The sequence below is a fragment of the Diaphorobacter caeni genome, from assembly GCF_015354245.1.
GTDB classification, from domain to species: Bacteria; Pseudomonadota; Gammaproteobacteria; order Burkholderiales; family Burkholderiaceae_C; genus Diaphorobacter_A; species Diaphorobacter_A caeni.
The window spans coordinates 630,220-643,399 of the sequence record NZ_JADKYZ010000002.1 but is presented as its reverse complement, the minus strand read 5'-3'; the positions used below and the strand labels follow the sequence as shown (position 1 = coordinate 643,399).

Below are 13,180 nucleotides of genomic sequence, written 5' to 3'. Positions count from 1 at the left end.
GTAGCCGCTTTGCCTCAGGCGGGGTAGATCGCGCCGAGCACGCGCGGGCCGCGTGCGCCGGTGACCGATGCGAGGTTGCCGCTCTGGCCCAGCAGGCACTGGCGCGCGAGCCACGCGAAGGCGGCGGCTTCGACCTGCTGGGGGTCGATGCCATGCGCGGCCGAGGATTGCACCGTCACGCCGGGCAGGTGGGCCTGCAGGCGCTGCATGAGGTGCTGGTTGAGCGCTCCGCCGCCGCAGACGATGAGCTCACGGGCATCGGGGGCGAGGCGCTTGAGGTCATCGGCGCAGGAGATGGCGGTCAGCTCGGCGAGCGTGGCCTGCACGTCCTGCGAGTCGATGTCCGGGTGTTTGGCGAGGCGTTGCTTCAGCCAGTCGGGATTGAACAGGTCGCGCCCGGTGCTTTTGGGCGGGTTCTGGGCGAAATAGGGTTCCTGCAGCAGTGCGCCAAGCAGCGGGCCGACGATCTTGCCCTGAGCGGCCCAGGTGCCATTGGCGTCGTACCACTTGCCGGTGTGCTGGTGGCACCAATAGTCCATGAGCGCGTTGGCGGGGCCGCAGTCAAAGCCGAGCACGCTGCCATCCGCCCGCAGCACGCTCAGATTGGCGATGCCGCCAAGGTTGAGCACGGCCACGGTTTCTCCCGCGCGGCCGAATACGCCCACATGGAAGGCGGGCACGAGCGGCGCGCCCTGGCCACCGGCGGCCACGTCGCGCGATCTGAAATCCGCCACGACCGTGCTGCCGCTGAGCTCGGCCAGCAAGGCGGGATTGTTGAGCTGCAGGGTGTAGCCGTTGTGATCGAATTCCTGCGGGCGGTGGCGCACGGTCTGGCCATGCGCGCCGATGCCGGTGATGTCGCCGGCCTTCAGGCCACCTTGCTTGAGGAGATCGCGCACCACCTGTGCATAGACACGCACCAGACCGTTGGCCGCGAGGGCTGCGCGATGCAGTTCGTTGGCGCCGCTGGTGTTGAGCGCCAGCAGCTCGGTGCGCAGATCGTCCGGAAACGGGCTGGAGGCGTGATGCCTCAGTTGGGGCTTGCCATTGCCTGAGAAGGCCACCAGCACGCCATCCACGCCGTCCAGCGAGGTGCCGGACATCAGGCCTATGAACAGGCTTGGCTTGTCGTCGCGGTCAGTCGTCATCTGCGTCCTTGCACGTCGACAGGGGATCGGGTGATGATCAGTCGGCGCGCGCCGTCGTCTGCAGGGCTGCCGAGGACAGCTGGATGCGCATGTTTTCAGCCAGACGTTCGAACGCGGGGCGCGAAGCCTTGGAGATGGGGCGCGATGCGTCGCTGGCCAAAGCCGTGGCCATCGGGTCACGCTGCTCGCCGTTCACCCGCAGTTCGTAGTGAAGGTGCGGGCCGGTGGCCCAGCCGGTGGAGCCTACGGCGCCGATCTTCTGGCCCTGCTCGACCGATTGGCCCTGCTTGACGTCGACGGAGCTCAGGTGGGCATAGACCGTTTCCTGATTGCCGGAGTGCTTGATGTAGACGACGTTGCCGTAGCCGTTCTGAACGCCTGCGAAGCTCACCACGCCGTCACCCACGGTGCGCACCGTGGTGCCGGTGGGGGCGGCCAGATCCGTGCCGTTGTGGGCGCGCCAGGTTCTGAGAATCGGGTGCATGCGCATCGAGAACGCGCTGCTGATGCGGGTGAACTCCACGGGAGAGGTCAGGAACGCACGCTGCATGCTGTCGCCGTTGAGCGTGAAATACGCGCCCTTGGAACGACCGGGTTCCTGATACCAGACGGCGTCAAAGGTCTTGCCGTTGTTGTGGAACTCGGCGCTCAGCACGCGACCGGCGCGCAGGGGCTCGCCGTCGGCTTCCAGCGTTTCGTAGACGACCGAGAAGCGGTCATCCTTGCGCAGGGAGCGGTGGAAGTCGATGTTGTTGGAGAAGACGTCGGCGAGCTGCACGGCCACCGAGTCGGGAATGTTGGAGGCGTCGGTCGCCGCGAACAGCGAATTGCGGATGATGCCGCCCGCAAAGCGGCTGCCCACGGTCAGAGGTGCGGTTTCGATGTTGGCGGAGAACTTGCCGTCGCCGGTGGTCTTGATCACCAGGCGCTTGAAGCTGCCGCTTTCGTCAGGCGCCCAGCGGGCGGTGAGCTGCGTGAGGCGGTGATCGTCGGTGGTCTCGGCCGTGACCGAGCGGCCGGCGCGGCCCAGCAGGTTCTGGCGGACGAGGTCGTTGGTGCGCAGGAAGGAGGCTGCGGCCGGATCGGCCACGCCCATGCGCTGCAGCAGGCTCTCGGCACTGTCGCTGCTGCGGGTGGTGTCGGATCGGTAGAGCGAGTAGCTCGGAATGTCCACCAGCGCCGACAGCGGCTGGTCTTCGGCCAGCGAGGTGGCCGCGTGCGTGATCGTGCGGATCGGCAGATCGGAGGCGTCAGGCCCCAGATTGGCCACGGCGAAGGCGCCGCCGCCACCGGTCAGAAGAACGGCCGCCACGGCAGCCGCAATGCGCTTCGGATGGTTCTGGGCTATTAGAACTAGGCGCTCGGCCAAGGCCGTGTACGCGGTGGTTAAACCATGCTTCAAAAGTCGTACCCCTGAGCTTTTGGCGTATATCCGTACACGGGCCAGCTGAAAGTGTCAGGCAGGGGCGTGCGGGTGGATATCGCAGTATTCTGGTGCGCAGTTACAAGGAGGAAGGCACCTGTCATAAGACGAGCCTACTAGAATCCTTCACCGCATCGAAGTGCAGAAGTATAACGACCATGTCTGACCAGACACCCCTAAAAACCCTTATGAATCATTCAGCTGTTACAACATACCCGGTCACTGACAGTGTCAGACAGGCGCTCGAAATCACGCTGCGCGGGGTGGACGAATTGCTTCCCAAGGAGGACTGGACCCAGAAACTGGCGCGTTCCGAAGCGACCGGCAAGCCGCTGCGCATCAAGCTCGGGCTGGACCCCACGGCGCCCGATATCCACATTGGCCATACGGTCGTTCTGAACAAGATGCGCCAGCTCCAGGATCTTGGCCACACCGTGATCTTCCTGATCGGCGACTTCACCACGCTGATCGGTGACCCCTCCGGCCGCAACACCACCCGCCCGCCGCTGACGGCCGAGCAGATCAAGGTGAACGCCGAGACCTACCGCGATCAGGCCTACAAGATCCTCGACCCGAACAGGACCGAGCTGCGCTACAACAGCGAATGGTGCGACCAGCTCGGTGCGCGCGGCATGATCCAGCTGTCGGCCAAGTACACGGTGGCCCGCATGATGGAGCGCAACGACTTCCACCAGCGCTTCACGGACGGCAGCTCGATCAGCCTGCACGAGTTCCTCTACCCGCTGCTGCAGGGCTATGACTCGGTGGCGCTCAAGTCCGATCTGGAGCTTGGCGGCACGGACCAGAAGTTCAATCTGCTGATGGGTCGCCACCTGCAGGCGGAATATGGTCAGGAATCGCAGTGCGTGCTCACTATGCCGCTGCTTGTTGGGTTGGACGGCGAGAACAAGATGTCCAAGTCCAAGAACAACTACATCGGCATCACCGAGGACGCCAACACCATGTTCGCCAAGGTGCTGTCGATCTCGGACGATCTGATGTGGGACTGGTACACGCTGCTGTCCTTCATGAGCCTGTCGGAAATCGCCGCGCTCAAGCTCGAGATCGAGGGCGGGCGCAATCCCAAGGATGCCAAGGTGCTGCTGGCCAAGGAGATCACCGCGCGCTTTCACAGCGGTGCGGCGGCCGAGGCGGCCGAGCAGGACTTCATCAACCGCTCCAAGGGCGGCATTCCCGACGACATTCCGGAGGTGCAGCTGTCGGGCGCGCCGCTGGGCATCGGTGCCTTGCTCAAGCAGGCCAATCTGGCCCCATCTGGCAGCGAGGCCAACCGCCTGATCGACGGCGGCGGTGTGCGCATTGACGGCACGGTGATCAGCGACAAGGGCCTGAAGGTCGAGGCCGGCACCTTTGTGCTGCAGGTCGGCAAGCGCAAGTTCGCGCGCGTGACGCTCTACTGAGAAATGCCCACTGAGGCGCTTCGCGGCGGCCGCGAAGCGTCATGGGGAGCGGACCCCCACTTCCCTCGCTTATCTTCATGGCTCCCCGAGGCTCAACCGGGGACCGCATCGGCGGCTGCTTCGCTTGCAAGTGCCGCCTTCATGAAAGGCAGATAGGCGCGATCCACCACGCAGATGTGGTGGGTCAGCCAGTTCTTGAGCAGCTCGAGCGCCTCGGGCCCGACGGTGTCGCCGTCTTCGAAACGGGTCAGCAGGTCCATGATCCGGCCGGTGAAGACGCCGTGCTCCGCCTCGTGGGCTTCTTCATGGGAGTATTGATACTTGCGGAACAGCACTTCTTCCATGATGAAGTGGTTGTGCGTGTAGTCCACCAGCGATTCCAGAATCTGCCCTATGGCCGCACTGTGCGGTCCGACATCGCGGATTTCGTCATGCATCGCGTTCGCCAGATCGACCAGCACGCGGTGCTGCGTGTCGATCTCGACGAGTCCAAGTTCCAGTTCCGCGCTCCAGGGCATCAAGGTCATCCGCATCCTCCTGCTGTGAGGGTAAAGCGGACCAGAATGCCATCTAATTGTTAAATTTGTGAGTAGGTGTTTCTGCAATCTGGAGTCATGTTTGACCGGCGATTGATTCAACGCAAATCCATTGATGGATAAGCCGCATTCTTGGCCGAATGAGGCTTGCGCTTTCTCAAAGGGCTTGCAACGGGGGCAAGACTCAGTGCAGATCGTCGAGCAGGTCGGTATCGGGAATCTCGCCGATGGCTTCGCGCGTGGTCTGCGCCTGCAGTTGCAGCCAAGCGCAGAACGCCTGCACCTCCGGGCGCTGGGAGCTGCGCGGTCCGACGATCAGCCAGTAGGCCAGCGGCGAGTCGAGTCGGTGGCCCGGCAGCACCTCCACCAGATCGCCGGTGGCAAGCGCATCCGCAACCAGCGGCATGCGGGCGAGCGCGAGACCCTGACCGGCGAGCGTGGACTGCACGATTTGTTGCGCGTAGTTGAAATACAGCCAGCGAGCGGGTTGCAGGCGCGAGACGCCGTAGACCTCGAACCAGCGCCTCCAGGTGATCCACTCGAAATAGGGCAGCCGGTGGGCGTCGCCCGCCTCGATCAGCGTGAAGCGCGCCACGTCGGCGGGCGTGCGGATCGGCTCCATGCTCTTGAGCAGCCACGGACTGGCCACCACGCAGAGCTGCTCGCCGAACAGCCGCTTTGCTCCGGCCGGTTGGGAGCCCGGCACGCTGGAGCGCAGGGCAAGGTCGACGTCGGAGGTGTCCAGATCGACGATGTTGTCGCTCGCGTCGATGCGGATGTCGATGTCGGGATGGTTGCGCTGGAAATCCTCGAGTTTCGGGATCAGCCACATCGACGCGAAGCTTGCCCAGGTGGTGATCGCCACGTTCTTGCGGCCGGCGCTCTGGCGCACCATGCGCACGGCGGCGTCGAGGCGCTCGAGCGCGGGAGTGAGCGTCTGGAACAGCTGGCCACCGGCCGTCGTCAATTCGACGGCGCGGGTGTGGCGCAGAAAGAGCGGAACGCCCACTTCCTCTTCGAGTGACTGGATCTGCCGGCTCACGGCGGATTGGGTCAGTGCCAGCTCGTCCGCCGCGGCGCGGAAATTCAAATGCCGCGCAACGGCCAGAAACGCCCGCCAGTGGCCCACCGAGACCGGTCGCGTGCGCAGATGTGCAATCGGCGGCGGGGTGGGTGGCCGCGAGGCGGCGGTCGTTGGAGCGGGTCTGTTGGGCTTCATCGTCGTGTGGCGTCGGGATTGATGCGAATTGTGCATCTATCAGCAGAATCCATTTCATTGGACGACGGAAAGCAGTGCGAGTCAAATATTCAGCGTATTCAACGGATTTGACGATTTACAGCAGGCAGAAGGAGCCGGATATGACCACCGCGCATGTTCCCGTCACGCAACAATGGAGTCTTTCCCGGAGCCAGCCCTCCGTTCCCTCCGAACGCGTGGAATTCTTCGAGACGAACATCCTGCGATCGGGCCTTGCCGCGAGCCTGCGCAGCCGCGAGCCGATGCGGCTCAGGCTGCTCGCGAGCAGCGGCCACGCCTGGATCACCCTGACTGCGGTGGGCGCGGAGCGGTCCGAGGACCTGTTTCTCTTTGCGGGGCAGATGCTCGATGTCGCACCGGGCAGGCATCTGGTGCTCGAGCCAGTTGCCGGGCAGGCCGTGCGCTTCGCGTGGGAGCGCCGCACGACGGAGCTCGCGGGCGGCGGATAGGCTGATAATCCGTCTTTTGCTCTTCTGGCGAGCCGCCGACTCGCATCCAACACACATGACAGCGCAACTCGACATCATCATCATGGCCGCGGGCAAGGGCACGCGCATGAAAAGCCGCACTCCCAAGGTTCTGCAACGTCTGGCGGGCAGACCGCTGCTGCAGCACGTGGTGTCGCAGGCGCAGAGCCTCGCACCGCGCCGCGTGGTGGTGGTGACGGGGCACGGCGCCGAGCAGGTCGAAGCCGCGTGCGCCGCATTCCAGCTGCCGATGGCGACGTCGCTCGACATGCAGTTCGTGCGCCAGGAGCCGCAGCTTGGCACCGGCCATGCCGTGCAGCAGGCCGTGCCCAAGCTGCAGGACGATGATGGCGTGGTCGTTGTGCTCTCGGGTGACGTACCGCTCACGCTGGCGCAGACCGTGGCCGATCTGGTCGAAGCGTCCGGCGGAGACAAGCTCGCGCTGCTCTCGGTGCGCGTGCCCGACCCCACCGGCTACGGGCGCATCGTGCGCGACGCGAACGGCGTGGTCCAGCGCATCGTCGAGCACAAGGACGCGAGCGACGCGCAGCGCGCGATCAACGAGATCTACAGCGGCATCATGGCCGCGCCCGCCAGGCACTTGAAGCAATGGCTCGCGCGCCTGGACAACAACAATGCGCAGAAGGAGTACTACCTGACCGACGTGGTCGCGATGGCGGTGGCCGATGGCGTTCCCGTGATCGGTCACTGCATCGACGACCCGCTGCAGGTCGAGGGCGTGAACAGTCCCATGCAGCTTGCGGCGCTCGAGCGCGCCCACCAGCTGCGCCAGGCCGCCAAGCTGATGGAGCAGGGCGTGCGCCTGGCCGACCCCGCGCGATTCGACCTGCGCGACGACGCGCGCGGCGTGCTCGCCCAACTGAACTGCTCGACCGACGTGGACATCGACGTGGGCTGCATTTTCACGGGCGCCGTGGAGATCGGTGAAGGCGCGCGCATCGGCGCGTACTGCCACATCAGCAACGTGAAGATCGCGGCGGGTGCCGTGATTCATCCGTTCACCCACATCGACGGCGAGAAGGCCGGCGTCTCGGTCGGCGAGGGCGCACTGATCGGGCCGTTCGCACGTCTGCGCCCAGGCGCGCAACTGGGCCGCGAGGTGCACATCGGCAATTTCGTGGAGGTGAAGAACTCCACGCTGGCGGACGGAGCCAAGGCCAACCATCTGGCCTATCTCGGCGATGCCACCGTGGGCGAGCGGGTGAACTACGGCGCCGGAAGCATCACCGCCAACTACGATGGCGTGAACAAGCACCGCACCGTGATCGAGGCGGATGTGCACATCGGGAGCAATTGCGTGCTGGTGGCGCCGGTCACCATCGGTGCGGGTGGTACGGTGGGTGGGGGGTCTACCGTGACGAAGAATGCTTTGCCGGGGGCGTTGACTGTGGCTCGGGGGAAGCAGGTCAGTATTGCCGACTGGAAGCGGCCTTCCAAGAAGTAATTTCTTCTGGTTGCTGGTTGCTGGTCTTTGGTTGAGGGCGGAGGCCGGGACTGCCCCCGGCGGGGCAATCACTTTTTGCTTGCGCGCAAAAAGTAATCAAAAACGCGCTTTCAATACCTCCGGCGGAACTCGACTGCGCGCTTCGCGCTCCGCTCGGACAACCGCCGGAAATCAGTTTTGAAGAGGTGTTGCGGCACTTTGCTTCGCTCGTGCCGGGGGCTTGCAGAGTTGGGTTGGGCACTACATGCCCGCTGCTCTCTTGAGCGCAGTTGATCCAGCGAGCAAATCAAAAATCGCGCAGCGCTGGCATCCCAGCATCCCAGCATCTCGCGAAGTCGCGAGATGTTTCGGCACAAGCGAAGCGACGTGCTGAACATTCCTCTTGGTTAAACACTGACTCGCGGCGGTTGTCCGAGCGGCGCGCGCAGCGCAAAGCGAGTTCTGCCGCGTGACTCCGTATTCAAAAGCGCGCTTTTGGTGACTTTTCGCGCGCAAGCGAAAAGTTACTCCGCCGCCGGGCGGAACTCCCGGCCTCCGCCCTCAACCCCACACCACGGTGATCGAGCAGGGGAGAGCCTCACCGCAGGACTGCTCAGCGCGCCTTCAGCGCCTCCTCCATCTGCCGCATTCGCAGCCGCAACTCCACCACTTCCTCCATCAGATCAGTAGTCAGCGCAGCCAGTTGAGGATCAGCATCGAACGTCGATTCGAGTCTGGCGATGCGGCGCGCACGGATCACGGTGGTGCTGGTGAAGCGCCAGGTGCCAGCAGCCTCCTGTCCCTGCAGCAGGCCTTCCGAGACGCGTTCGGTCACCCAGTCCGGGGCTTTGGCGCAGGCGCGGGCGAGGTCTTCGAGGCTCAGGGTGTGGTCGTCGAGCAGTTCGCCGAGAGCGCGCGGGGTGTCGTGTGGGTTGGGCATGTGAAGTGTCCTTCTTCTAGCTTGCGCGTCACTGGCCGCTGCGTGGGTTGAACTGCGGGAAGGCCTTGGCCAGATGGGCGTAGGCGGCGCGTTGTTCTTCCGTGGTGGCCTGGGGCTGGACGATGTGCAGTTCCAGATACAGGTCACCCGGCGTGGCGGCGGGCAGGCCGCGCTCCTTCAGGCGCAGCTTGCGGCCGGATTTGGAGTGGGCGGGGATGTTGACCTCGACCGTGCTGCCGTTGGGCGTGGTTACCTCGACGGGGCCGCCGAGTTCGGCTTCCCAAGGGGTGACATTGACCGATTGGTAGACGTCGCGGTCCTGAGCGCGCCAACGGGTGTCGGGCTTGAACTGCACTTCGAGAAAGAGGTCGCCGTTCGGTGCGCCGCCGAAGCCGGGGCTGCCCTGGCCGGACAGACGGATCAGTTGGCCTTCGCGCACGCCCTTCGGAATGGTGACCTGCAGTTGGCGCTCTTCGTTGACCAGATGGCCGCTGTCGTCGAGCCGGGCTCCGCGCAGCGTGAGCATGCGCTCAGCGCCGCTGTAGGAGTCCTGCAGGTCGAGTTCGATCTTGGCGTGGTGGTCTTCACCGCGCTGCGAGGGAGGCGGCCCGCCTCGGAACTGGGAGGCGCCCGCCCCAGCGCCGCCACCACCGGCGCCACGCTGGGCGCGCGCGGCGCGGCCGAACATCTGCTCGAAGAAGTCGCTGAAGGCGGCGCTGTCCATGCCGTCGCCGTCGTGCGAGCCGGTGAATTCGTAGCCGGCGTCCCAGTTCGGCGGCGCGCGGAAATCCTGGCCCGCGCGATAGGCGCTTTCCTTGCCGAGGTTGTCGTAGGCCGCGCGTTTTTCGGGGTCGGACAGAACGGTGTTGGCCTCATTGACTTCGGCCATGCGTGCCGAGGCGTCAGCTTCCTTGCTGACATCCGGGTGGTATTTGCGGGCGAGCTTGCGGTATGACTTTTTGATCTCGTCCGCGGAGGCGTTCTTTTCGACGCCGAGGATCTTGTAGTAGTCCTTGAATTCCATGCATCACGCTCCTGGATCGGCGCTGTTGGCTATGGCCGACGTTTATGGATATGTACTGGTGAATAGTAGGCGAATGCCGAGGGCCGAGAGAATTCGGCGGGCATTGCATGGATTCCATATGGTGACAAACTGCATCTATTCAAGCCGGATGGGCACGCGCGTATCGAATTTGGCGCGGTGCGTGGCGAAGAAGGCCTTGACGTTGCGCACATTGGCGTCATGCGTGAAAAGCCGCTGCGCGAGCGCGTGGTAAGCGGGCATGTCGTGTGCGTGGACCACCAGAATGAAGTCCGGCCCGGGCGACACGCGCCAGCATTGCTGCACCTGTTCATCGGTCTTCACGCGGGACTCGAAGGCGTTCAGGAACTCTGCGCCCTGCTGATCGAGCGTGATCTCGACGATCGCGGTGAGACCGTGTCCCTGCAGCGCGGCGAGCCGCTCGGGCTGGAGCAAGGCGACCTGTTTCTCGATCAGGCCCAGATCGTGCAGACGCCTCACCCGACGCAGGCAGGTGGGCGGCGAGACGTGGACCTGCTCGGCCAGAGACTGGTTGCTGATGGCGGCGTTCTGCTGCAGAAGATCGAGCAGCTGTCGATCGACGTTGTCGATGGTGTCTTGCAGTTCCATAATTTATAGATTTTTGAAATTCAATTTCAAATTTGATTTGTTGAGAAATATTATTTCAAATTCAATCAAAAATGAATAACAAAATTCATGATTGCCTGCGTACGATGCCGTCCATTCCTGATCAGCGATCACTGACCACTGATCCTTGAAATTTCTCACCCGAACGCGGAGCCGGCAGCTCCGCATGGAGCTTTCATCTATGTGCGGCATCGTCGGCGCGGTTTCCCAACGCAACATCGTTCCCATTCTTGTGCAGGGCCTGCAGCGGCTGGAGTATCGCGGTTACGACTCCTGCGGCGTCGCAGTGCACGAGGCCAGCATGGGCAGCAACCCCATGGGTGGTCTGCATCGGGCGCGCAGCACGGCCCGCGTGGCAGAGCTGCAGGATCAGGTTGATGCCGAGCATCTGCAGGGAGCGACGGGCATCGCCCATACCCGCTGGGCCACGCATGGTGCGCCGGCGGTGCACAACGCCCATCCGCATTTCAGCCACGGCCCGAACGCCGCACCCGCCGAGACCGACCGTGCGGGGCGGGTGGCGCTGGTGCACAACGGCATCATCGAGAACTATCAGGAGCTGCGCCGCATGCTGCAGGCGCGCGGCTACGCGTTTTCAAGCCAGACCGACACCGAGGTCATCGCGCATCTGGTGGACAGTCTGTATGACGGCGACCTGTTTGACGCGGTGAAGGCAGCGGTCGCGCAACTGCACGGTGCCTACGCGATCGCGGTGATGCACAAGGACGAGCCGCACCGCGTGGTCGGCGCGCGAGCCGGATCGCCGCTGGTGCTGGGCGTGGGCGAGTCCGAGAATTTTCTTGCGAGCGATGCGATGGCTTTGGCGGGCGTGACCAACCAGATCGTCTATCTGAAGGAAGGCGATCTGGTCGATCTGCAGCCCGGCCGCTACTGGATCGTTGACCACGCCGGCCAGCGCATGAGCGATGCCGAGCGTCCGGTGCGCACCGTGCATGCCCACAGCGGCGCAGCCGAGCTCGGCCCGTATCGCCACTACATGCAGAAGGAAATCTTCGAGCAGCCACGCGCGATCGCCGACACGCTGGAAGGTGTGCAGGGCATCGTGCCTGAGCTGTTCGACGGACTGGACGCCGACGGCGGCACCCGCACCGCCGCGTGGCGCGTGTTCAAGGAGATCGATTCGGTGCTGATCCTCGCCTGCGGCACCAGCTACTACAGCGGCTGCGCGGCCAAGTACTGGATCGAATCCATCGCCAAGATACCCTGCAACGTGGAAGTTGCGAGCGAATACCGCTACCGCACCAGCGTGCCCAACCCGAAGACGCTGGTGGTCACCATCAGCCAGTCTGGCGAAACGGCAGACACCCTGGCCGCGCTGCGCCATGCGCAGAGTCTCGGGATGACGCACACGCTCACCGTCTGCAACGTGGCGACCAGCGCCATGGTGCGTGAATGCGAGCTGGCCTACATCACCCGCGCGGGCGTGGAAATCGGAGTGGCGTCGACCAAGGCGTTCACGACGCAGCTCGCGGGCCTGTTCCTGCTCACGCTGGCGCTTGCCCAATCCAAGGGACGCCTGACCGAAGAGCAGGAAGCGCAGTACCTTACGTCGATGCGCCACCTGCCCGTCGCTCTGCAGGCCGTGCTGGCGCTGGAGCCACAGGTCATCAGCTGGGCCGAAGATTTCGCGAAGATGGAAAACGCCCTGTTCCTCGGACGCGGCATCCACTATCCGATCGCGCTGGAAGGTGCGCTCAAGCTCAAGGAAATCAGCTACATCCACGCCGAGGCGTATCCTGCTGGCGAACTTAAGCACGGCCCGCTTGCGCTCGTCACCAGCAGCATGCCGGTGGTCACCGTGGCGCCGCACGACGAGTTGCTCGAAAAACTCAAGAGCAACATGCAGGAAGTGCGTGCACGCGGCGGCGTGCTGTATGTGCTGGCAGACGGCGATTCGCAGATCGAGAACGAGGAGGGCATCCACGTCATCCGCATGCCGGAGCACTACGGTGCGTTGAGCCCTATCCTGCACGTGGTGCCGCTGCAACTGCTCGCCTATCACACCGCCGTGGCACGCGGCACCGATGTGGACAAGCCGCGCAACCTGGCCAAATCCGTGACGGTGGAGTGATCCGCCACATGCTCCGCAGGTGCCCCACCAAGGAGCCTGCAAACCGCGCAATGCGCGCTTGAAAATCAATCGCCGCGCCAGCCAGAGCAGTCTGGCGCGGCTGAACCGACGGAATGCCGGAACGAGCGCATTCCGTCGCCTTGCCCCGGTTCGCCCCACCTCGCCCCACCTCGCGCGGCACGCTCCTGCTCCTGCCTGCTATCTTTCGAGGCGGCGTGAACACGAGTCCTTGGCGCTCCATCTGAGACGCCATTTCTGAACCCGCATCAAGTCTGCGGTGGTTTTCAGCGCACCGTCTGGAAATCTGTCTCCCGAATACATCAGTTTTGTGCCCATCCTCAATGGAGCGCCATTGCGGAAGTTGGAGTGCACTTTCCTGATTTCAGCATTTTGGTGGGATTTTGGTATCGAATGAATCAATGCGCTTTGTCAATGAATCATTCAAATTAAGTGAAATTTGAGTGAGTTGAAATACTCGCATATTCAATCGAATCACATCTTTTACTCATTTATTCAAGTAAATCCACTTGAATGCCAATTTCTCAGGATTTTTCTTTGTGATTTTTGATCATTGAGATCATGTTTGCATGAATGACTTTTGATACATCAAGAGAATCCCTTGTGGTGAAGTCCTAGTGATGCATCAATAGAGTGCCATCAAGATTACTATCTGAGTGGCAGTGAGATTTGCATAAACTGAGTGTGTATTTTTGCCCGCGGGCATCTCTCTGTTTGCATTGAGTCGGCTTTCTTTTTTCAAGGACTGATTTGTTGTTGCAGCG

The 13,180-nt window shown here is 63.3% G+C and carries 11 protein-coding genes; 4 read left to right on the top strand and 7 right to left on the bottom strand.

From position 1 onward, the window contains the following. Window positions 1–14 precede the first annotated feature (14 nt). A complete protein-coding gene (locus ISG32_RS06785) occupies window positions 15–1,148 on the bottom strand; it encodes an anhydro-N-acetylmuramic acid kinase (RefSeq protein WP_194770232.1) in 1,134 nt (377 codons plus the stop codon). Window positions 1,149–1,185: 37 nt separating this feature from the next. Continuing rightward, window positions 1,186–2,550, bottom strand: coding sequence for a M23 family metallopeptidase (locus ISG32_RS06780; RefSeq protein WP_194770231.1), 1,365 nt, complete (start codon window positions 2,548–2,550; stop codon window positions 1,186–1,188). Between the two features lie 209 nt (window positions 2,551–2,759). Between ISG32_RS06780 and tyrS the strand changes: the two genes are divergently transcribed. After that, on the top strand, window positions 2,760–3,992 hold the full coding sequence (gene tyrS / locus ISG32_RS06775; protein ID WP_194770230.1) for a tyrosine--tRNA ligase: 1,233 nt from the start codon (window positions 2,760–2,762) through the stop codon (window positions 3,990–3,992). A gap of 92 nt (window positions 3,993–4,084) precedes the next feature. Here tyrS and ISG32_RS06770 read toward each other — a convergent pair whose 3' ends face one another. Both ISG32_RS06770 and ISG32_RS06765 read right to left on the bottom strand, forming a co-directional pair. Next, window positions 4,085–4,519 carry a bacteriohemerythrin gene (locus ISG32_RS06770; protein ID WP_194770229.1) on the bottom strand — a complete coding sequence of 145 codons (435 nt, stop codon included), beginning with the start codon at window positions 4,517–4,519 and terminating at the stop codon, window positions 4,085–4,087. Between the two features lie 193 nt (window positions 4,520–4,712). After that, window positions 4,713–5,747, bottom strand: a complete 1,035-nt coding sequence (locus tag ISG32_RS06765; RefSeq protein ID WP_194770228.1) for a LysR substrate-binding domain-containing protein — start codon at window positions 5,745–5,747, stop codon at window positions 4,713–4,715. Between the two features lie 140 nt (window positions 5,748–5,887). Here ISG32_RS06765 and ISG32_RS06760 point away from each other — a divergent pair, with 140 nt between their 5' ends. Together ISG32_RS06760 and glmU are read left to right on the top strand one after the other, a co-directional pair. Beyond that, window positions 5,888–6,235, top strand: a complete 348-nt coding sequence (locus tag ISG32_RS06760; RefSeq protein WP_194770227.1) for a DUF2917 domain-containing protein — start codon at window positions 5,888–5,890, stop codon at window positions 6,233–6,235. A gap of 55 nt (window positions 6,236–6,290) precedes the next feature. Beyond that, entirely contained in the window at window positions 6,291–7,718 is a 1,428-nt protein-coding gene (gene glmU / locus ISG32_RS06755; protein WP_194770226.1) for a bifunctional UDP-N-acetylglucosamine diphosphorylase/glucosamine-1-phosphate N-acetyltransferase GlmU, read from the top strand. A gap of 592 nt (window positions 7,719–8,310) precedes the next feature. On the opposite strand, the gene ISG32_RS06750 is transcribed toward glmU, so the two are convergent. The 3 genes from ISG32_RS06750 to ISG32_RS06740 form a co-directional block, all read right to left on the bottom strand. Then, window positions 8,311–8,637 carry a chaperone modulator CbpM gene (locus tag ISG32_RS06750; protein WP_194770225.1) on the bottom strand — a complete coding sequence of 109 codons (327 nt, stop codon included), beginning with the start codon at window positions 8,635–8,637 and terminating at the stop codon, window positions 8,311–8,313. 28 nt (window positions 8,638–8,665) lie between these two features. After that, window positions 8,666–9,661: a DnaJ C-terminal domain-containing protein gene (locus ISG32_RS06745; protein WP_194770224.1), complete on the bottom strand. Its 996-nt coding sequence runs from the start codon at window positions 9,659–9,661 to the stop codon at window positions 8,666–8,668. Window positions 9,662–9,796: 135 nt separating this feature from the next. Then, window positions 9,797–10,288 (bottom strand): Lrp/AsnC family transcriptional regulator, encoded by a 492-nt coding sequence (locus tag ISG32_RS06740; protein WP_194770223.1) that lies wholly within the window; start codon window positions 10,286–10,288, stop codon window positions 9,797–9,799. A gap of 199 nt (window positions 10,289–10,487) precedes the next feature. On the opposite strand from ISG32_RS06740, the gene glmS reads away from it, so the two are divergent. Further along, complete coding sequence (gene glmS / locus ISG32_RS06735) at window positions 10,488–12,398, top strand: glutamine--fructose-6-phosphate transaminase (isomerizing) (protein ID WP_194770455.1); 1,911 nt, start codon at window positions 10,488–10,490, stop codon at window positions 12,396–12,398. Window positions 12,399–13,180: the final 782 nt, after the last annotated feature.

Coding starts and splice junctions, on each gene's coding strand:
- ISG32_RS06785 (WP_194770232.1), bottom strand. CDS start 1,148: ATGACGACTGACCGCGACGACAAGCCAAGCCTGTTCATAGGCCTGATG.
- ISG32_RS06745 (WP_194770224.1), bottom strand. CDS start 9,661: ATGGAATTCAAGGACTACTACAAGATCCTCGGCGTCGAAAAGAACGCC.
- ISG32_RS06760 (WP_194770227.1), top strand. CDS start 5,888: ATGACCACCGCGCATGTTCCCGTCACGCAACAATGGAGTCTTTCCCGG.
- glmS (WP_194770455.1), top strand. CDS start 10,488: ATGTGCGGCATCGTCGGCGCGGTTTCCCAACGCAACATCGTTCCCATT.
- ISG32_RS06740 (WP_194770223.1), bottom strand. CDS start 10,288: ATGGAACTGCAAGACACCATCGACAACGTCGATCGACAGCTGCTCGAT.
- tyrS (WP_194770230.1), top strand. CDS start 2,760: ATGAATCATTCAGCTGTTACAACATACCCGGTCACTGACAGTGTCAGA.
- ISG32_RS06750 (WP_194770225.1), bottom strand. CDS start 8,637: ATGCCCAACCCACACGACACCCCGCGCGCTCTCGGCGAACTGCTCGAC.
- ISG32_RS06765 (WP_194770228.1), bottom strand. CDS start 5,747: ATGAAGCCCAACAGACCCGCTCCAACGACCGCCGCCTCGCGGCCACCC.
- ISG32_RS06770 (WP_194770229.1), bottom strand. CDS start 4,519: ATGACCTTGATGCCCTGGAGCGCGGAACTGGAACTTGGACTCGTCGAG.
- glmU (WP_194770226.1), top strand. CDS start 6,291: ATGACAGCGCAACTCGACATCATCATCATGGCCGCGGGCAAGGGCACG.